22 protein-coding genes and 1 pseudogene are annotated in these 19,229 nt (G+C 66.4%); 10 read left to right on the top strand and 13 right to left on the bottom strand.

The window, feature by feature from the left end; translation table 11 throughout:
* Window positions 1-2 precede the first annotated feature (2 nt).
* From sdhC to AX018_RS01400, 6 genes are read left to right on the top strand one after another with little or no spacing between them, the layout of a single operon-like run.
* Window positions 3-437, top strand: a complete 435-nt coding sequence (gene sdhC, locus AX018_RS01425; protein ID WP_111875475.1) for a succinate dehydrogenase, cytochrome b556 subunit — start codon at window positions 3-5, stop codon at window positions 435-437.
* A 50-nt stretch (window positions 438-487) separates the two neighbouring features.
* Complete coding sequence (sdhD, locus tag AX018_RS01420; RefSeq protein ID WP_111875474.1) at window positions 488-853, top strand: succinate dehydrogenase, hydrophobic membrane anchor protein; 366 nt, start codon at window positions 488-490, stop codon at window positions 851-853.
* Window positions 854-887: 34 nt separating this feature from the next.
* Entirely contained in the window at window positions 888-2,696 is a 1,809-nt protein-coding gene (gene sdhA, locus AX018_RS01415; protein ID WP_111875473.1) for a succinate dehydrogenase flavoprotein subunit, read from the top strand.
* A 37-nt stretch (window positions 2,697-2,733) separates the two neighbouring features.
* Window positions 2,734-3,435, top strand: a complete 702-nt coding sequence (locus AX018_RS01410) for a succinate dehydrogenase iron-sulfur subunit (RefSeq protein WP_111875472.1) — start codon at window positions 2,734-2,736, stop codon at window positions 3,433-3,435.
* Window positions 3,436-3,443: 8 nt separating this feature from the next.
* Complete coding sequence (locus AX018_RS01405) at window positions 3,444-3,737, top strand: FAD assembly factor SdhE (RefSeq protein ID WP_111875471.1); 294 nt, start codon at window positions 3,444-3,446, stop codon at window positions 3,735-3,737.
* A gap of 17 nt (window positions 3,738-3,754) precedes the next feature.
* Window positions 3,755-5,065, top strand: coding sequence for a citrate synthase (locus tag AX018_RS01400; RefSeq protein WP_011795313.1), 1,311 nt, complete (start codon window positions 3,755-3,757; stop codon window positions 5,063-5,065).
* A 151-nt stretch (window positions 5,066-5,216) separates the two neighbouring features.
* Here the strand turns inward: AX018_RS01400 and AX018_RS01395 are convergent, their stop codons facing one another.
* Window positions 5,217-6,233: a GlxA family transcriptional regulator gene (locus AX018_RS01395; protein WP_111875470.1), complete on the bottom strand. Its 1,017-nt coding sequence runs from the start codon at window positions 6,231-6,233 to the stop codon at window positions 5,217-5,219.
* Window positions 6,234-6,502: 269 nt separating this feature from the next.
* Between AX018_RS01395 and AX018_RS01390 the strand changes: the two genes are divergently transcribed.
* The 4 genes and pseudogenes from AX018_RS01390 to AX018_RS01375 form a co-directional block, all read left to right on the top strand.
* Window positions 6,503-7,609, top strand: coding sequence for an S-(hydroxymethyl)glutathione dehydrogenase/class III alcohol dehydrogenase (locus AX018_RS01390; RefSeq protein WP_111875469.1), 1,107 nt, complete (start codon window positions 6,503-6,505; stop codon window positions 7,607-7,609).
* A 57-nt stretch (window positions 7,610-7,666) separates the two neighbouring features.
* The gene (fghA, locus tag AX018_RS01385; protein WP_111875468.1) at window positions 7,667-8,614 is read left to right on the top strand and encodes an S-formylglutathione hydrolase; all 948 of its coding nucleotides are present in this window, start codon (window positions 7,667-7,669) and stop codon (window positions 8,612-8,614) included.
* A 335-nt stretch (window positions 8,615-8,949) separates the two neighbouring features.
* On the top strand, window positions 8,950-10,665 hold the full coding sequence (locus tag AX018_RS01380) for a phosphoethanolamine transferase (RefSeq protein WP_111875467.1): 1,716 nt from the start codon (window positions 8,950-8,952) through the stop codon (window positions 10,663-10,665).
* A 22-nt stretch (window positions 10,666-10,687) separates the two neighbouring features.
* Window positions 10,688-10,978 (top strand): annotated as a pseudogene (locus tag AX018_RS01375) (LysR family transcriptional regulator); the annotation flags it as partial.
* Window positions 10,979-11,170: 192 nt separating this feature from the next.
* Here AX018_RS01375 and AX018_RS24555 read toward each other — a convergent pair.
* The 12 genes from AX018_RS24555 to AX018_RS01325 all read right to left on the bottom strand — a co-directional run bounded on the left by AX018_RS24555 (window position 11,171) and on the right by AX018_RS01325 (window position 19,229).
* Window positions 11,171-11,479: a hypothetical protein gene (locus tag AX018_RS24555; RefSeq protein ID WP_146749194.1), complete on the bottom strand. Its 309-nt coding sequence runs from the start codon at window positions 11,477-11,479 to the stop codon at window positions 11,171-11,173.
* Window position 11,480: 1 nt separating this feature from the next.
* Window positions 11,481-12,005 (bottom strand): phage virion morphogenesis protein, encoded by a 525-nt coding sequence (locus AX018_RS01370; RefSeq protein WP_111875466.1) that lies wholly within the window; start codon window positions 12,003-12,005, stop codon window positions 11,481-11,483.
* A gap of 106 nt (window positions 12,006-12,111) precedes the next feature.
* Window positions 12,112-13,314, bottom strand: coding sequence for a phage minor head protein (locus AX018_RS01365; protein ID WP_111875465.1), 1,203 nt, complete (start codon window positions 13,312-13,314; stop codon window positions 12,112-12,114).
* Complete coding sequence (locus AX018_RS01360) at window positions 13,307-14,818, bottom strand: DUF935 domain-containing protein (RefSeq protein ID WP_111875464.1); 1,512 nt, start codon at window positions 14,816-14,818, stop codon at window positions 13,307-13,309. The genes AX018_RS01365 and AX018_RS01360 overlap by 8 nt, the downstream gene beginning before the upstream one ends.
* Entirely contained in the window at window positions 14,815-16,287 is a 1,473-nt protein-coding gene (locus AX018_RS01355; RefSeq protein ID WP_111875463.1) for a terminase large subunit domain-containing protein, read from the bottom strand. Before AX018_RS01355 ends, AX018_RS01360 begins: the two co-directional genes overlap by 4 nt.
* Window positions 16,287-16,505, bottom strand: a complete 219-nt coding sequence (locus AX018_RS24550) for a hypothetical protein (protein ID WP_146749193.1) — start codon at window positions 16,503-16,505, stop codon at window positions 16,287-16,289. Before AX018_RS24550 ends, AX018_RS01355 begins: the two co-directional genes overlap by 1 nt.
* Window positions 16,505-17,050: a phage protein Gp27 family protein gene (locus tag AX018_RS01350; protein ID WP_111875462.1), complete on the bottom strand. Its 546-nt coding sequence runs from the start codon at window positions 17,048-17,050 to the stop codon at window positions 16,505-16,507. Before AX018_RS01350 ends, AX018_RS24550 begins: the two co-directional genes overlap by 1 nt.
* A gap of 5 nt (window positions 17,051-17,055) precedes the next feature.
* Window positions 17,056-17,367: a hypothetical protein gene (locus AX018_RS01345; protein ID WP_111875461.1), complete on the bottom strand. Its 312-nt coding sequence runs from the start codon at window positions 17,365-17,367 to the stop codon at window positions 17,056-17,058.
* Entirely contained in the window at window positions 17,364-17,711 is a 348-nt protein-coding gene (locus AX018_RS01340) for a hypothetical protein (protein ID WP_111875460.1), read from the bottom strand. The genes AX018_RS01345 and AX018_RS01340 overlap by 4 nt, the downstream gene beginning before the upstream one ends.
* Complete coding sequence (locus AX018_RS01335) at window positions 17,701-18,285, bottom strand: DUF2514 domain-containing protein (protein ID WP_111875459.1); 585 nt, start codon at window positions 18,283-18,285, stop codon at window positions 17,701-17,703. Before AX018_RS01335 ends, AX018_RS01340 begins: the two co-directional genes overlap by 11 nt.
* A complete protein-coding gene (locus tag AX018_RS01330) occupies window positions 18,282-18,815 on the bottom strand; it encodes a lysozyme (protein WP_111875458.1) in 534 nt (177 codons plus the stop codon). Before AX018_RS01330 ends, AX018_RS01335 begins: the two co-directional genes overlap by 4 nt.
* Window positions 18,816-18,977: 162 nt before the next feature.
* Complete coding sequence (locus AX018_RS01325; RefSeq protein WP_111875457.1) at window positions 18,978-19,229, bottom strand: hypothetical protein; 252 nt, start codon at window positions 19,227-19,229, stop codon at window positions 18,978-18,980.

The raw sequence follows: 19,229 nt of genomic DNA, 5'->3' as shown, positions 1-19,229 counted from the left end.
CCATGACCGAGATCGCAAAAAAGCGGCCTGAATTCCGCAACATCAACGCCCTCAAGGACTTGCCCACCTACCGCATGGCCCCTGCGGCCTGGGTCTCCATCCTGCACCGCGTCAGCGGCGTGATCATGCTGCTGCTGCTGCCTTTCGTGCTGTGGATGTTCGACACCTCCGTGTCCTCGGAAATCTCGTTCGGCAAGTTCACCTCGGCCTTCACGGCGGGCCTGGGCTTCGTTCCCGGATGGTTCGTCAAGCTCGTGGTGCTGGCCCTGATCTGGGCCTACCTGCACCACCTCACCGCCGGCCTGCGCCACCTCTGGATGGACGTGAGCCACGACGCCGTGAGCAAGGAATTCGGCCGCAAGTCGGCCACCGCCACCCTCGCGATCAGCATCGCCCTCACGCTGGTCCTCGGCGCGAAGCTCTTCGGCCTGTACTGACCGGCCCGGCGCACGCCCTCCCCTCTTTCCACGATTCCAAGGATTCCCCCATGTCCGTGAACTACGGCTCCAAGCGCACCGTCGTCGGTGCCCACTACGGCTTGCGCGACTGGCTCAGCCAGCGCGTCACCGCGGCCCTGATGGCCGTCTTCACCTTCGTGCTGCTGGCCCAGCTGGTGCTCACCAAGGGCCCCATCGGCTACGACCGCTGGGCCGCCATCTTCTCCGCGCAGTGGATGAAGGTGCTCACGTTCTCCGTCATCGTCGGCCTGGCCTGGCATGCCTGGGTGGGCATGCGCGACGTGTGGATGGACTACGTCCAGCCCGTCGGCCTGCGCCTGGCACTGCAAGCGATCACGATCTTCTGGCTCGTCGGCTGCGCCGGCTGGGGCATCCAGATCCTCTGGCGCCTCTGACCCGATTCCCCCGCGACTGAAAGAGCACACAACAATGAGCTACACCAAAGCGAACATCACCACGCGCAAGTTCGACGTCGTCATCGTCGGCGCCGGCGGCTCCGGCATGCGCGCCGCGCTCGAACTCTCCCGCGCGGGCCTGAACGTGGCCTCGCTCTCCAAGGTTTTCCCCACGCGCTCGCACACCGTGGCGGCCCAGGGCGGCGTCTCCGCCTCCCTGGGCAACATGAGCGAAGACAACTGGCACTACCACTTCTACGACACCATCAAGGGCTCCGACTGGCTGGGCGACCAGGACGCCATCGAGTTCATGTGCCGCGAAGCACCCAAGGTGGTGTATGAGCTGGAACACTTCGGCATGCCGTTCGACCGCAACCCCGACGGCACCATCTACCAGCGCCCCTTCGGCGGCCACACCGCCAATTACGGCGAGAAGCCCGTGCAGCGCGCCTGCGCCGCGGCCGACCGCACCGGCCACGCCATGCTGCACACGCTCTACCAGCAGAACGTGAAGGCCAAGACCAACTTCTTCGTCGAGTGGATGGCCCTGGACCTGATCCGCGACGCCTCGGGCGACGTGGTCGGCGTGACGGCGCTGGAGCTGGAAACCGGCGAGCTCTACGCCCTGCAGGCCAAGGCCGTGCTGCTGGCCACCGGCGGCGCGGGCCGCATCTTCGCGGCCTCCACCAACGCCTTCATCAACACCGGCGACGGCCTCGGCATGGCCGCGCGCGCCGGCATCCCGCTGCAGGACATGGAGTTCTGGCAGTTCCACCCCACCGGCGTGGCCGGCGCGGGCGTGCTGCTGACCGAGGGCTGCCGCGGCGAAGGCGCCATCCTGCTCAACAGCAACGGCGAGCGCTTCATGGAGCGCTACGCGCCCACCCTGAAGGATCTGGCCCCGCGCGACTTCGTCTCGCGCTCGATGGACCAGGAAATCAAGGAAGGCCGTGGCTGCGGCCCCAACAAGGACTACGTGCTGCTCAAGCTCGACCACCTGGGCGCCGACACCATCCACAAGCGCCTGCCCTCGGTGTACGAGATCGGCGTGAACTTCGCCAACGTGGACATCACGAAGGAACCCATTCCCGTCGTGCCCACCATCCACTACCAGATGGGCGGCATCCCGACCAACATCAACGGGCAGGTCGTGATCCAGAACGGCGACGTGCACAACCAGGTGGTGAACGGCCTCTATGCCGTGGGCGAATGCTCCTGCGTGTCGGTGCACGGCGCCAACCGCCTGGGCACCAATTCGCTGCTCGACCTGCTGGTGTTCGGCAAGTCCGCCGGGCGCCACATCGTCGAGATGATCAAGAAGAGCGGCGAGCACAAGCCCCTGCCCGCCGACGGCGCCGACCGCACGCTGGCGCGCCTCAACCAGTTGCAGGACTCGAACCAGGGCATCTATGCCCAGGAGATCGCGGGCGACATCCGCGCCTCGATGCAGCAGCATGCCGGCGTGTTCCGCACGCAGGAAGGCATGGACGAGGGCGTGGTGAAGATCAACGCCATCCGCGAGCGCGTGGGCTCCATCACCCTCAAGGACAAGTCCAAGGTGTGGAACACCGCCCGCATGGAAGCGCTGGAAGTGGACAACCTCATCGAGGTTGCCCAGGCCACGATGACCTCGGCCGCCGCGCGCAAGGAATGCCGCGGCGCCCACACGGTGTACGACTACGAGCACCCGGCCGACCACCCCGAATTCCCGCTGGGCCGCAACGACAAGGAATGGATGAAGCACACGCTGTGGCACAGCGCCACCAACGGCCTCACCTACAAGCCCGTGAACCTCAAGCCCCTGACGGTGGACAGCGTGCCCCCCAAGGTCCGCACGTTCTGATCCCATCGTTCACGCAGCCTCACGAGAGAAGACACCCATGAAGCGCACCTTTCAAATCTACCGCTACGACCCGGACAAGGACGCCAAGCCCTACATGCAGACCGTCGAGATCGAACTCGACGGCCATGAGCGCATGCTGCTGGACGCCCTGGTCAAGCTCAAGGCACAGGACCCCACCATCTCGTTCCGCCGCTCCTGCCGCGAAGGGGTGTGCGGCTCCGACGCGATGAACATCAACGGCAAGAACGGCCTGGCGTGCCTCACCAACATGAACACGCTCAAGGGCACGATCGTGCTCAAGCCCCTGCCGGGCCTGCCGGTGATCCGCGACCTGATCGTGGACATGACGCAGTTCTTCAAGCAGTACCACTCGATCAAGCCCTACCTCATCACGGAAGGCATCACGCCCGAGAAGGAGCGCCTGCAGTCCCCCGAGGAGCGCGACGAGCTCAACGGCCTCTACGAGTGCATCCTGTGCGCGAGCTGCTCCACGAGCTGCCCGAGCTTCTGGTGGAACCCCGACAAGTTCGTGGGCCCCGCCGGCCTGCTGCAGGCCTACCGCTTCATCGCCGACAGCCGCGACGAGGCCACGGGCGCGCGCCTGGACAACCTCGAAGACCCCTACCGCCTCTTCCGCTGCCACACCATCATGAACTGCGTGGATGTGTGTCCCAAGGGACTCAACCCCACGAAAGCCATCGGCAAGATCAAGGAACTGATGGTGCGCCGCGCCATCTGACCTGGACGATGGCAGAAGACGTGCTCGACGACCGCGAAGTCGCCAAGCTCCGGTGGCGCTGCCGCCGGGGCCTGGTGGAGAACGACCTCTTCATCGAGCAGTTCTTCGCCACCCATGGCTCCCGCCTGACGCATCGCCAGGCGCAGGGCATCACCACCCTGATGGATCTCTCCGACAACGACCTGCTGGACCTGCTGCTGCGGCGCAAGGAACCCGCCGGTGAAGTCGATACGGAGGACGTCAAGGCAGTGCTCGAACTGCTGCGCCGCCGCGCGCCGGCAACTCCACCGCTTGCGGGCTAACTACGAAGGAAATTCAAATGAAACTGGCAGACAACAAAGCAACGCTCTCGTTCAGCAATGGCAGCCCGAGCGTGGAATTGCCCGTGTACCACGGCAGCGTGGGTCCGGACGTGGTGGACATCCGCAAGCTCTACGCCCAGACGGGTATGTTCACGTACGACCCCGGCTTCCTGTCCACGGCCGCCTGCCAGTCGTCGATCACCTACATCGATGGCGACAAGGGCGAACTGCTCTACCGCGGCTACCCCATCGAGCAGCTCGCCACGAACTGCGACTACCTCGAAACCTGCTACCTGCTGCTCAAGGGCGAACTGCCCAACGCAACGCAGAAGCAGGAATTCAGCGACAGCGTGACCAAGCACACGATGGTCAACGAGCAGATGCAGTTCTTCCTGCGCGGCTTCCGCCGCGACGCGCACCCGATGGCCGTGCTGACGGGCCTGGTGGGCGCCCTCTCGGCCTTCTACCACGACAGCACCGACATCAACAACCCGCAGCACCGCGAGATCTCGGCCATCCGCCTGATCGCCAAGATGCCGACGCTGGTCGCCATGGCCTACAAGTACGGCGTGGGCCAGCCCTACATGTATCCGCAGAACCACCTGAGCTATGCCGGCAACTTCCTGCGCATGATGTTCGGCACGCCCTGCGAGGAATACAAGGTCAACCCCGTGCTCGAACGCGCGCTGGACCGCATCTTCATCCTGCACGCCGACCACGAGCAGAACGCCTCCACCTCCACGGTGCGCCTGTGCGGCTCCTCCGGCACGAACCCGTTCGCGGCGATCGCGGCCGGCGTGGCCTGCCTCTGGGGCCCCGCCCACGGCGGCGCCAACGAAGCGGCCCTCAACATGCTGCACGACATCCAGGCCCAGGGCGGCGTGGAGAAGATCGGCGAGTTCATCAAGCAGGTCAAGGACAAGAACTCCGGCGTGAAGCTCATGGGCTTCGGGCACCGCGTGTACAAGAACTACGACCCCCGCGCCAAGCTCATGCAGGAAACCTGCAACGAAGTGCTGGCCGAACTGGGCCTGGAAAAGGACCCGCTGTTCGCGCTGGCCAAGGAGCTGGAGAAGATCGCCCTGGAAGACGACTACTTCGTGCAGCGCAAGCTCTACCCGAACGTGGACTTCTACTCCGGCATCGTGCAGCGCGCCATCGGCATCCCGGTGAACCTGTTCACCGGCATCTTCGCCCTGGCCCGCACCGTGGGCTGGATCGCCCAGCTCAACGAAATGATCGGCGACCCCGAGTACAAGATCGGCCGCCCCCGCCAGCTGTTCGTGGGCGCCGAGCCGCGCACGGTCAAGCCCATCGCGCAGCGCTGATCGGCACGGACGTGCTCCAGGCCCTTTCCCGGGGCCCGGACGCCGCCGCGTCGCGCTTGACGCAGCCCGCACGCCGCCATGGCCTGCGGGCTTTTTTCCGCCCGTCGGATGCGGCGAACCGCGCTCGCGATCCCGCCTGGCCCCTGCGCGATCATGAACTCGTTCTCAGCCGCGCCGGCACGCCGAAACGCTCGCGGTAGGCCTGCGGAGGAATGCCCAGGTGGCGCACGAACAGGTGCCGCAGCGCCTGCTCGGAGCCGAGCCCGACGCGGGCCGCCACGGTCTTGAGCGGCAGCGTGGCCTGTGATTCGAGCAGCCTGCGGGCCTCCTCCAGGCGGGCCGATTCGACGAAGGCCGAGGGCGTCTGCCCCGTCTCCTGCACGAACACACGGCGGAAGTGGCGCTCGCTCATGGCCGCGCGCGCGGCCAGCACCTGCAGGGAGAGCGGCTCGGCCAGATGCTGGAGCGCCCAGTCCTGCACGGCCTTCATGCCCCGGTGCGCCGTGGCCTGGCTTGCCAGCTGCACGCTGAACTGCGACTGCCCGCCAGGCCGCTTGAGGTACATGACCAGGTCGCGCGCCACCTCCAGGGCCAGAGCATGGCCGAAGTCCTCTTCCACCAGCGCCAGCGCGAGATCGATGCCGGCCGTGACGCCGGCCGAGGTCCAGAGGTGCCCGTCGCGCACGTAGATCGCGTCCGGATCGACCTCGATCGCCGGATGGCGCTGCCGCAGCAGATCCGCCACGCCCCAGTGCGTGGCCGCGCGTCGGCCATCGAGCAGGCCCGCCGCCGCGAGGAAGAAGCAGCCCGAGCACAGGGCCACCATGCGGCGCACGCACGGCGCGGCACGCCGCGCCCATTCGACGATGCCCGGCGACGCCGCCAGGGCCCGTTCGATGTCGCGCGAGCCGACGAGCAGGACCGTGTCGGGCGGTGCGCCCCCATCGCCCCCGGCCACCAGTGCCTCGGTGGCCTCCAGCGCCATGAGGGTGTCGGAGCGCACGGGGCCGCGTTCCCGCGCAGCGATGGACACCGCGTAGCCCGCGGGCCGCCCGCGCCGCGCGAGGTGCACGTTGGCGTAATCGAAGACCGACAGCGGCCCCACGGCCTCCAGCGCCTTGAATCCAGGATAGACGACGATGTGGACGGAAAGCGGCGTGGCGGTCATTCTGGAACAACGTGTGGGGTCGTGGAAGGCTGCGCACGGCCCGGGGGTGTCCCAAGGCGTGGGCAAGGGGAGGCTCGGATTCGGACAAACCGGCCCGGTGACCGGCCATCGTCCGCACGCCCCTCTGGTCATGGCGGCCCGCCTTGTCTATAAAGCGGTACTCATCCCTGTCCGCAGCCGCGGCAGGCGGGCTGCGCGGCATTGTCCCCGATCGCCGCGCCCAGCAGCCCCCTTCTCTCCCTCCCTTCCGCGATACGCAACGGAGTCCCATGAAAACCAAAGCCGCCGTCGCCTGGCAATCGGGCCAGCCCCTCACCATCGAAACCGTGGACCTACAGGGCCCCAAGGCCGGCGAAGTGCTGGTCGAGATCAAGGCAACGGGCATCTGCCACACCGACTACTACACCCTCTCGGGCGCCGACCCGGAAGGCATCTTCCCCGCCATCCTGGGCCACGAGGGCGCGGGCGTGGTGGTGGACGTGGGGCCGGGCGTCACCTCGCTCAAGAAGGGCGACCACGTGATCCCGCTCTACACGCCCGAGTGCCGCCAGTGCAAGTTCTGCCTCTCGCGCAAGACCAACCTGTGCCAGCTCATCCGCGGCACGCAGGGCAAGGGCCTGATGCCCGACGCCACGAGCCGCTTCAGCATCGACGGTCAGCCCATCTTCCATTACATGGGCACCAGCACCTTCAGCAACTACACCGTGGCGCCGGAGATCTCACTGGCCAAGATCCGCGAGGACGCGCCGTTCGACAAGGTCTGCTACATCGGCTGCGGCGTCACCACGGGCATCGGCGCCGTGCTGTTCACGGCCCAGGTGGAGGCCGGCGCCAATGTGGTGGTGTTCGGCCTGGGCGGCATCGGCCTGAACGTGATCCAGGGCGCGAAGATGGTGGGCGCCGACAAGATCATTGGCGTGGACATCAACCCGGCCCGCCAGGAAATGGCGCGCCAGTTCGGCATGACCCACTTCATCAACCCGAGCGAGGTGGAGAACGTGGTGGACGCCATCGTGCAGCTCACCGACGGCGGCGCCGACTACTCGTTCGAGTGCATCGGCAACACCAAGGTCATGCGCCAGGCGCTGGAGTGCACCCACAAGGGCTGGGGCCAGAGCATCATCATCGGCGTGGCCGAGGCCGGTGCCGAGATCAGCACGCGCCCCTTCCAGCTCGTCACGGGCCGGCAGTGGAAGGGCTCGGCCTTCGGCGGCGCGCGCGGCCGCACCGACGTGCCCAGGATCGTGGACTGGTACATGGACGGCAAGATCGACATCGACAGCCTCATCACCCACACGATGCCGCTGGAAGACATCAACAAGGGGTTCGATCTGATGAAGCGTGGCGAATCCATCCGCGGAGTCGTCGTTTATTGATCCAGAGCTTCGCATGTCGGCGTGTCCATTACGAAGTTTGCTACACAATCAATAGCAATGACCTACACACCCATTCGCCCCCCTGATGACATCCAAGCGGCGCTGGCCACCGCCCAGTCCCCCCCCGCCGCGCAAGTGCCCGGGCTGGAGCTGCTGAGCGAGCACGCCTGCTTCGGCGGCTCCCAGCGCTTCTATCGCCACGCGTCCACCGAGATCGGCCTGCCGATGAAGTTCTCGGTGTACCTGCCGCCCGCAGCGCTCGCCGAGCCCGCGCGCCCGGTGCCCGTGCTCATGTTCCTCGCGGGCCTGACCTGCACCGAGGAGACCTTCATGGCCAAGGCCGGCGCACAGCGCTTCGCCGCCGAGCACGGCCTTGCGCTCGTCTCGCCCGACACCAGTCCCCGCGGACCCGAGGTGGAGGCCATCGAAGGCGCCACCGCCGACTGGGATTTCGGCATCGGCGCGGGCTTCTACCTCGATGCGACCGAGGAGCCCTGGCGCTCGCACTGGCGCATGGAGAGCTACATCGTGCGCGAGCTGGTGCCCTTGCTGGGCCGCTCCCTGCCGCTGGATACCGGTCGCCTGGGGCTCATGGGCCACTCGATGGGCGGGCATGGCGCGCTCACGCTGTCATTGCGCCACCCGGGCATGTTCCACTCCCTCTCGGCCATCGCTCCGATCTGCGCGGCCTCGCAGTGCGCCTGGGGCGACAAGGCGTTCCGGAACTACTTCGACGTGGTCTGCAAGACCTGGCAGGCGCACGACGCGACCGTGCTGATGCAAAAGCAAGCCAGGCCCCCGTACCCGGACGGCATCCTCGTGGACCAGGGCCTGGCCGACAAATTCCTGGCAGAACAACTGCACCCCCACGTCTTCGAGGCCGCCTGCGCGCTGGTGCAGCAGCCCCTCACCCTGCGCCGACACGCCGGCTACGACCATGGGTATTACTTCATCCAGACGGTGATCGGCGACCACATCGCCCACCACGCGGACCGCCTGGGCTGATCCCCGGCTCCCCGGACGCGCAGGCATGCGGGCCTGCCCGTCCCCCCTCCCGGGGCGAAGCAACCCGTGGATCGTCCCATGGCACTCCCGGGTGTTTTCGGATACCGTTTCGCCTTGCAACAAATGGCCGCGCCCGCTCGCCGGGCCGCCAACAAGAGGGAGGAAACGCATGTCTGGATGGAAGATCACCCCTGGGCCGCTTCGCGGCCCGGCAGGACCGGGAAAGCGACGATGCGGGCACGCAGCACGCCGCCCCCATGCAGCCCATCGCAGAGCCCATCGCGGCGGACCGGCATTAATGCTGCCTTAAGGTGCGGTTTCCACACTAGCCGCCCATGTTTTCCGCCGTATCGCCCTCCCATCGCTCCCTGTCCACCCCTACAACCTCCCCGGCCCCGGACGGCCACAGTCCGCTGGCCATCCTGTGCTGGGCCTGCCTCTGGATGGGCACGGTCTGCAACCTGCCGCTGTGGCGCGAAGTGCTGCACCTGCCCGGAGCGGGCACCGTGCGCGGCGGCTTGTTCCTGATCGCCTTCATGGTGGCCGTGTCGAGCGCGACGGCGGCGGTGCTGGGCCTGCTGGCCTGGGGTCGCGCGCTCAAGCCGGTGCTCGCGGTCGCCGTGCTCAGCGCGGCCTTCGGCGCGTATTTCATGGATGCCTATGGCATCGTGATCGACACCGGCATGCTCATCAACGTCTTCCAGACCGATGCCCGCGAGGCCGCCGACCTGCTGACCTGGAAGATGCCGATTTCGATACTGGCCATGGCCGGTCCGCCGCTCGTGTGGCTGTACCGGGTGCGGGTGCGGCCGCTGGGCTGGCGCCGGAGGGCCCTGCTGCAGAGCGCGTTCGTGCTGGGGGCCTTGGCGCTGGCGGTGGCCTGCGTCCTCGCCGTGTTCCAGGACTTCTCGGCCACCATGCGCAACCACACGCGCATGCGCTACCTCATCAACCCGCTCAACAGTGTCTATGCCGTGGGCAATCTGGCGGCCAAGCCGCTGCGCCGGGACCGCGGGCCGCTGCAGCCCCTGGGCCGCGATGCCAGCCTCGGCGCTAGCTACGCGGGCCAGGCCCGGCCGCCGCTGCTGGTGCTGGTGCTGGTGCTGGGTGAGACCGGCCGCAGCGGCAACTTCGGACTCAACGGCTATGCGCGCGACACCACGCCCGAGCTGTCCGCGCGCCGCGACATCGTGAGCGCACTCGATGCCTGGTCCTGCGGCACGAGCACCGCGGCCTCCGTGCCCTGCATGTTCTCGCACCTCGGCCGCCAGGGCTACGACAAGCGCACGGCCGACCATGAAGGCCTGCTGGACGTGCTCCAGCACGCGGGCCTGGCGGTGCTGTGGGTGGACAACCAATCCGGCTGCAAGGGCGTGTGCGACCGCGTCACGAGCGCAAGCACCTCCGCCAAGCCGGACGATCCGCAATGGTGCGCAGACGGCAAGGATTGCCTCGACGACGTGATGCTCAAGGGCCTGGATGCCCGCATCGCCGCCCTGCCCGCCGCTCAGCGCGAGCACGGCGTGGTGGTGGTGCTGCACCAGATGGGCAGCCACGGGCCGGCCTACTACAAGCGCTCCCTGCCTTCGCAGAAGAAATTCCAGCCCGAGTGCCTCACCTCGGCCCTGCAGGAATGCAGCCGCGAGCAGGTGGTGAACGCCTACGACAACAGCATCGTCTCGACCGACCACTTCCTGAACAGCACCATCCAGTGGCTGGAAGCGCGCTCCAGCAGCGCCCAGGCCGCCATGATCTACGTGGCCGACCACGGCGAATCGCTGGGCGAGAACAACATCTACCTGCACGGCATGCCCTACAGCATCGCGCCCGACGTGCAGAAACATGTGCCGTGGATCACCTGGCTCTCGCCCGCCATGCAACAGCGCACGGGCGTCGCCACCGCCTGCCTGCAGCAGGACCTGAAGGGGCGCCGCATCACGCACGACCACTACTTCCACTCCATCCTCGGTCTGATGGACGTCCAGACAGGCGCCTACCAATCCGAACTGGACATGTTCGCGGACTGCCGGCACCGCGCGGCCCAGGGGTGACGCACGCGGCGACAATGCCGCCATGAATCTGCGCTTCGTCGAGGCCTTCCACTGGGCCGTATCGCTCAAGAGCATCACGCGCGCGGCCGAGAAGCTGCACATCACGCAGTCGGCCCTGTCCAGCCGCATCGCGGCGCTGGAAGAAGAACTCGGCGTGATCCTGCTGGACCGGCGCGAGCGCCAGTTCCGGCTGACGGCGGCAGGGCAGCGCTTCCAGCTGCTGGCAGTGCAACTGCTCGCGCTGCAGCGGCAGATCAAGGAGGAGCTGGGCAGCAGCCCGCACGGGCCCGTGGCGCTGCGCATCGGCGCCATCGTGAACGGGAGTGAGATAAAGGAAGAGAGAGAGGCGCGATAAATGGGAAGAAACGGGCAGAGATGGGGTGATCAGGGGCGGCTCTGCTGAAAGTTTCTTTCCTGTGGGAAAACTGGCGGGGCAAAAGGAAATCAGCGCTGAAAAGGTTATCACCTGGCGAGCTACCTGCCCCGGTGTCGCGTCGCAGAGTCGTCAGAACGGGATCTCGTCTGCCCCATCGCCCACCTGCATCAGTCTTGGCAGTTGTCGATCAGCGAACACCAGCCCGCCCAGCGTGACGTGCGTTGGTACGGCCACCGTACGGGCTGCGGTCACAACCTCCATCACGGCGAACATGCGGCCGGGATGAGTCCGGGCCAGCCTCAGCGCCTCTTCTTCGGCCACTTCGCGTGAGGGATGCAGCACGGTGGGCCGGCGATCGGGTGGCAGGCGTTGACAGCCGCGGAAAGGCTCCCATTGATCGTGATCGGAGACTTCCAGGATCAAACAGGGATTGCTCATATCAGCCCTCCATCAGGTAAGACCGCACCAGATTGACGATGTTGGCCTTGTCGTCGGCCGACGCGCCGAGGAATGGGCGACCGGGAATGTCGCCCCATGGAATGGGAAAGCTGCCGTTGCGGGTGGCGTAGATGCCAAAGCCGAACTCGCCGGACTTGGCGCCGTAGTGAAAGGTGCCGGCGTACACCATGGGGCTACCGATAGAAACGGCATCACCGCTGGGCAACTGGTAGTTGATGGTGGTGCCCAGCATGCGCGTTTCGCCCGTGCCCGGCTTCTTGCCGGCGACCTTCTTTGCCGCCGTCTTGGGGGCGAACATCGAGCCGTAGCGCGCCAACGTCAGCGGGCTGTTGGGCGCCCATGCCGAGCCATCTGGCGCGGTGGCCGAGGCGAAGCGGCCCTTGGTGGACTCCACCATGTCTTCGCCGATCTCAGCCAGCACGGGGCGCATGTCCTGTGCCCGCCCCACCAGCTCGTGCAGATAGTCCAGACCGCTGCGGTCGGTCAGTTCGATCAATTGCGGCATCGCGGCCCCCCGGATAAAATCGAAGCGCCTTGCACGGCATCAACCCCCGGGTGTTCAAACCCGGATTCGTCCACAGACGTTCTAGGTTGGGGAGTGCAAGGTTTTTTCATTTGGCGGTCTTGATCACCAGACTGCTGAGCTGCAGAGAGCGGTTGCGCTTGCCCGCCAGCACTTCCCACACCGCACGAAACGTTTCCCCACCGATGGCCTTGGTCGCCACCACGGTGGGGTTGCCTTGTCGCGACATCTCGCCCGGGCGCAGCTGGTCCGGGTCGTTGAGCACGCTCTCGATCTGCGCGAAGTCCTCGGGCACCGGCGGGCGCTGGCCACCACCATCGAAGCCATGCGACGCCTGCACGTGGCGGGGCGCATCCGCGGGCAGCAGCAGCGTGTAGCCCTGCGTGTCCACATCCGTGGCCTTGGCGAGCCAGTCAGGGCGCTCCACGAAGCCCAGCCAGAGGGGATCACGGCGCTGCCGGTCGCCGAGCACGTCGCGCACGAAGTCGGGCACCAGTTGCTCGGCGTTGATGTAGCGGTTCACGTCGCGCGAGAGCGCGGTGCTGATCGCCGGGGGATAGCTGATCAGCTTCTCCTGCACAAAAGCGCGCAGATCGTCGTCCGTGCGGGCGCCGGGCGCATAGTCCCAGCCCTCATCGATGCCGGCCTCCGCGCCCGTGCGTGGGTCGATCGCATCCCAGCCAGCTGGCGGAGCGATGGCGTCGCTTTCAGTGGGCGCTGCGGCGGCCACCACGCGGCATTTGCAACCCCAGCCATTCGGCGGGAAGTGCGTCGTCCAGAAGGGATGGTCATGGCGCAGCGTGAGCCGCATGTCGCCCCATCGCTTGTGGAGAGGCCGCGGATGCGACACGCTGTCGTTGTGCACATACCGCCAGAACGGGCGCCGGGACAGCAAGGCCGGGTCCAATAGCTGAGCGCGGCGCCCCGCGGCATAGGACGTGGCCACGTTGGTCTGGTAGATCACCCGGGTGCGCCACGCCTCGCCGGCCTGGCTGCCCTCGCCGGTCCAGCCCGTCCAACCGCGCTGCGCGACGATGCTTGCGAACTGCTTTCGGAACTCGCCGATGCTGCCGCCCTGCACGGCCTTGTCCATCGCCTGGCGCAGATCCGCCAGCAGATCCGCCCGGGCCGTGCCGGCCACCATGAACGCCCTGTCATGCGCCGCGCGCTGAATGTCGCGCCAAGTCTCGCTGGGCAGATTGAGCTTGCGGCGAAAGAAGTCGATCTGCTCCTGGAACTGCTGGCGCACTCCGTCGACCGTGAACCGGGCACCGTCTCCGATCTCAGCCATTGGCGGCCTCCCTCGCGACCTGGTCGCGGCCCTGCAGGTGGGCCAGTTCGAAAGCCAAGGCCATCAGCTCGGTCAGCGCGTCGGTCGGCAGCTCACTGAACGCATCCAGCAGGGCCGCCTGCAGCTGCTCTGCGTCGCTGTACGAATCCACCAGTTGGCGCACCTGGCCGACCCACTGCGCCACGATGGGAGCGGCTGCGGCCGAGAGCGTGGTGACCGTCGCGTCTGCCACGGCGGCCGTAGCCGCCGCTTCCGCGAATTCGACGGAGGCCGCACCTTGCGGAACGGATTGCAGGCCGGGAAGCGGAGCTTCTTCGATGTCGCCGGGCTCCAGCTTGTAGGTGCGCATCCAGTACTGCCGCGAGAAGTTGACGCCTGCGCCCTTGAGCGTGGAGTCGCGCTCGGCCTGCTGGGTGTTGACGGCCTTCTCTTCGTACAACTCCACGGTTGGTGCAGGAGCGCTCTCGCCCTCGTTGAGGTCCGTGACCCAGCGCAGCATCTGATTGAGCGTGGCCTCCACCATGCGGGCGTCACCGTCGCGGATTGCGTCCGCCACTTCCAGGCCCGCCATGGCACTCGCGTGCGTGCTGCTGGCCTCGGTGCTCTGGTTCTGCCCCAAGAGCGCGATGCTGACCTCGCTGCGGCAGAACATCAGCAGCTCTTTGTACAGGTCCGCGCTCGCGCCCTTGTCGCCAGCCTCCAGGATGTCGATGCTGGAGTCATCGGGAATGGCGGCCACGGCGTCCTGGATCATGGCCTCTAGCTTGTCCAGCATCGCGACGACTTCCGGGCCCGGCGTGCCCCGCGGCTGCTTACCGACCAGCCATGGGGTGCCATATTTCTCGGTGAAGGTCACCCAGAACTTGAGCCCCCCGCGCTTGAACACGGTCGGCCAGAAGCACATGGAAAGGTCCGCGAACCCGTATGGGTTGGCATAGCTCGCCTCCTGGCGGGCCAGCAGAAACTTGCGCGGCTCCAGCGCCTCGCCATGCAATGGCTGTTCGCTGGATCGGAAGCGCAGTTGCGCCTGGCTGTCGAAGGTAAACCACTCGCCCGGCTTGCCGACGACATCCAGCGGCATCAACGCTCCGCTGCGGTAGCCCCACATCAGCTCCATCGGCTGCCAGCCGTACAGCACGCCGTCCAGCAGCTCGTTCATGACGCGGTCCATGTCCAAGGCCGCGAACAGGTCTTCGGCCCGCCGCGTGGCGCGCGCGCCGGCCTTGCCAGAGACCACGCGCCGCTCCAAGGCCTTCACCGAGGCCTTGCGCCGGCGGATGCAGCCGCCCACGTGGGCATCGCTGCGCAGGTCACGGTAGACGCGCATGTCCTTGCCCTGCCGCTTGAGGATCGGGTCCGGGTTGGGCAGCAGGAACGAGAAGCCCGCCACGTCCATGGAACGGGCGCGCGTGGCGATTTCTTCGCCCAGCGTGGCGGTGCGGCGCCGGGACTCGGCGAACGAGACGAACTCGGTGGGGGTGACGTAGATGCCTTGCTTCTTCATTCGTGATAGCCCTCCAGGGGCACGCCCAGGCGGCTGCGGCGCGGGCGGCTCTCGACATGCACCGGCCCCCAGTCCATCCGCGCGGCGGCGTGCGAGTAGATGCAGGCCATGGTGCTGTCGCCGTGGCCGATGGCCTTATCCGTGGAATCGGGCATGCGCGGCACGCCGCGCACCAGGCGGATGGCGCGATGGCCCTGCAGCAGGCCGTCGTGCTTAGGGACCAGGAGGGTGCCGTCTTCCAGCGCGGCCTTGTAGGGCGGCATGTTGTCGCGGTACCAGCCTTCGGTGGGCATCAACCGCTGCACCACGGAACCGTACTTGTCGTGAGCGGCCTCGCCCACGTAGCTGCCGTTGCCCCGGCTGTCGATCACCATGCCGCACTTGCGCGGCAGGGCATCGCCGATGGTGAAGAACACCTGCAACTGCTGGTTGTACGGCACGTTCTGCATCTCCACGAGGAAGGGGATGCGCTGGTGCAGGTTGGTCTCGATTTCGTTGGGTGCGATCGACGAAAGGTCGCCCGTTCGCGCGAAGTCCATGCCGAGGGCATGGCGCAGGCCCGTCTCGAACTTGAGCAGCGGCTGCAGCACGTCGCCGATCCAGTCACCCATGATCCGCTTGCGCAGCTCTGGCGTTGCGTTGTTGAAATCCTGGGTGCCCGTGAAGCGAACGACGGGCCACTCGCGCATCCGGCTCTCCACCAGCGCGCGCGTCAGCCAGCTGCCACCCCCCTGGGCGGGGATGCAGAACAGCTCCTCGTCTTCGTTGGGCCGGTAGCGGTCGATGGTGGCCTTGCGCCATGCTGCCTCGGCCTCGCTCGACCACACACGGCCCGTGACCGCGCAGATCTTGCGATACAGGCCATCGCGCAGCGCATCGTCCAGCGTCACGCGGTGCAGGCTGTAGTCGTAGCGGCCCGCGCGCACGTCGTTGATCAGCTCGGCGAACGGGTTGTCGGCCCCGTCGTGCGTGCTGATGATGCGGATCTGGCCACCCCACATCGTCATGGCCATAGCCGCCTTGAGCAGCTCCTTGATGTCATCGACGAATGCGGCCTCATCGATCACCAGGCGCTCCCCTGGCCGCCCCTTGGAACGCAGGTTGCGCGGGTTGCTGGTGAAGGCCTGGATCATGTGCCCGCTGTCGAACTTGATCGTGTACGTGAGGATTTGCTTGTCCTCTTCTTCGATCACTGACTCTTCGATCTGCCCAGCCGCAGCGTTGAACGCCTTCGCCCACGTGGCGCAGTCGTTGATGAACCCCGCCGTCATGTCCTTGTTGTAGGAGATGTAGTAGACGTTTGCTCCGCTCGCGCTTGCGGCATACAGCACGTCGTCGGCCGCCTCGGCGTAGCTGATGCCGATGCGGCGCGACTTCTCGATGATCTTCACTGGCGACTGGTCGGCAATCCAGTCCACCTGGTACTGCATCAGGATGCGCGTGGCCTGGGCGACGGCTGTCTGCTCCATCACGCCGCCTTCCGTACCAGGGCAGAGACGCGGTGAAGCATTGGACGACAGCAGCGCGCAGCGTGCGCAGCAACACGCCGTCGATCGCTCTTGATGAACTCGTCAAGGATGATCACCGTACCCGCGCGTTGGGGCTGGCTGTAGTGCTCCATGGCTTCCAGCCACAGATGTTGATATTCAGACAGGCCAATACGGCGTGCGCGCGAGATCACCAGCATCACAGCGCTCCCGCGATCGCCTTACGCAAGGCTTCCACACCCGCGTCGGAAAGCCCCTGCTGCTTGGCCGTGGCTGTCGCCGTGGCGCTGGCATCCTCCAGCGCTTTGCGACGCGCCTCGGCCTCAATGGCCGCGCGTGCTTCCATGCTGAATCTCTTCTGCGTCACGCTGGCCTTGCCGATCTCGGCCGCGTTCTTGAAGAGTTTGTTGATGTCGACATCGTCGGCATCTATGTCGATGTCCATCAAGAGGTTGAGAATCTTCTCTTGCGTGACCCGGATGACAGCAGAGCTGAGCTTGTCCTCGTCATCGGGCGCTGCATCCACTATGGCGCGGGCCTGCTCGCTGGCCATCTTGACTTTTGCCAGGCTGCGCTCGAAAGGCGAGCCGTAGCGCTGCAGCGCGGACTTGGACACGTCCGCGCCGCGCGCCTTCAGGTCGGCGGCCAGTTGCTCGTAGTCGCCGAAGCCGCGTTTGACCAGCTCGGCATCCAGCCATTCCTTCAGCGCGGGCGGCAGAGAGTGGACTTTGCTGCGTGGGGGCATGCTGGTCAGGCCTGGGTGATGCGCGGACGCGAAACACCCGGCTGCGCGTCGATGCTGTACTCAACGAAGTCGATACCCGTGCGCGTCAGGTCTACCATCCAGCGGTCCATGGGGTCCTTGGCGATGCACACCATTTCACGGGCTTCGAGGTAGTCCAGGTTGACCCGCACCTCCTGGTGCGTGGCGTCCGGATACACGGCGCGTACGATGGCCAGCAGCGGCTCTGTGTAGATGCCCTCCGGCCGGCTCAGGTTGACGGCCGACAGCAAATGCCAGCGCATATCCTCGCGGCGGGTCTTGGCCATGTCGATGCTCATTGGCGTCCTCCCATCAATTGATTGAGCGCGCGCTCCACGCGCAGCGCGAAGTTGTCGATGCGCGTTTCAAGGCTCCCGATGCTTCGCAGGAAGTCCTCTCGTCGCACGTATTCCCGGGCCAGATCCACCTGGTGCTGACGGAACTCGCGTTCGAGCTTGGCTGTGGCGTCCGCATTGCTCTGCTGCGACGTGTTCACCTTCTCCAGCGCTTTGGTCAGTGCGTCGAAACGGTCGATCAATCGCTTCTCCTGCTGCATGCTCACCAGCTTGAACAAGGCCCACAGCGCCGCGACCATCAGCGCCACGATCGTGATCACATTGCCCAGCGTCACCTCAAACACCATCGGTCGCTCCCACGGTTGCACCTGCCGCGGGCTGCTGCACCGCGCGCACGAAGTCCAGCAGGCCCGTCACCTGGTTGGCGAGCCGGTCAGCGTCTGCTGCCACTGCTGTGTATCGGCGGCTGCACTGTCCGAGTAGATCGCGGGCGGTGCGGGCTGCATCAGCGAGGGCGGCGGTGCCGGCTGCCTCGGCGGTGCCGGACACATCGCCGGCATCGCGGGCGTTGAGCTCGGAGATGGTGTCGAGCAGGCTGCGATTGCGAGCGTCAGCGCGAGCAACGGCACTGCGCAGCGCGCCTTCACGGTGGGCTTGTTCACGGGCGATCCTTTCGGCTTCTTGCTGTTTGGCCTGTTCGGCCTGGCGGGCGATGCGCTCTTCTTTCGCGCGCGCAAGGGCTGCATTGGCCCTCGCATCGGCCTCTTGCTTGAGGCGTTTGCCGTCTGCGATGGACCATTCGGAGCGCACCCGCGCAGCGCCTTGGGAATCGCCCTGGGCTACGAGATGCGCGTTCCATGCACGCACTCCCAGGATCACGGCAATGGTGGCCACCACGGCCAGCGTGACGCGGGCGCTCATGGCATCGGCTCCCCGAGGCACATGGCGCGCAGGCGCTGGCGGTCGGTCCAGACGCCCCTGCAGGTGCGGTTGTCAGGGTGGCTGCAGCGGTCCTCGGGCTTCTTCACCGGGCCGGCGCGGTCATAGAGCAGGATCGCGTTGCACGCGCCTGGATAGTCGCCCACCTGCAGGCGCTGCACGATGGTGCTCGGGCCGGTGCGGTCGTTGTTCTTGCAGACCGAGGGGGTGCCCACGTTGTAGGCCAGGCCGACGAAGGCATCCCACTCGTACTGGTACATGGGCGCCGAGATGCAGCGTTTGAGCGCTACCTCGTACTCGGTGGCATCGGCGCGCAGGCGTACCAGGGCGCGCACGGGTGTGGTCTTGTCACCCATCTTGACGCCAGCGGTGGTGCCGAAGCCTACCGTGGGCACCTTGGTGCCGTGGGCCGGGTCCGGGTAGGCTTGATCGCTGTAGCCCTCGCGCTGGGCTATGTAAACCAGCCCCGTGGCGGACAAGGCCAGCGTGGCAATGGCGAGGCGTTTATCCATGAGGGCTCCCGACGCGAGGGAACCCATGGAGGGCAGATTGGTGTGGCATGCGCGGCAGGATGCCGCGCGCGCGCGAGAGTGACTAAATAAACCGTTTTAGTTATTGGCCCGGGGAGCGAAGACTACGCTGCAGGGATGAAACGCTTGCCTCTCAGCCACCGTTCAGCAGTTTCTTACCCTTGGAAGCGCCGTCGTGCCGAATACGCTTTGAAGCAGCTTGAGGACGTAAAAGTTCAGCACGCCGAGATATCTTTCATTGGCCTCGCCGAGGGCGTGGTTGCAAAAATCCTGCACGAGGAATTGCGACTGGCCGTCGAGGAATGGGTTCGTGGGCCGCAGGAATTCGAGGTCGGTGCACGCGAGCGCATCAAATCGGCGATAGAACGATCGTACGCGGCGCTGCGGTATGTGCAT

Origin of the sequence: Paracidovorax anthurii, assembly GCF_003269065.1 — a bacterium.
GTDB lineage: Bacteria > Pseudomonadota > Gammaproteobacteria > Burkholderiales > Burkholderiaceae_C > Paracidovorax > Paracidovorax anthurii.
The sequence above is the reverse complement of the archived record's forward strand: the minus strand, read 5'-3'. Positions and strand labels throughout refer to the sequence as shown.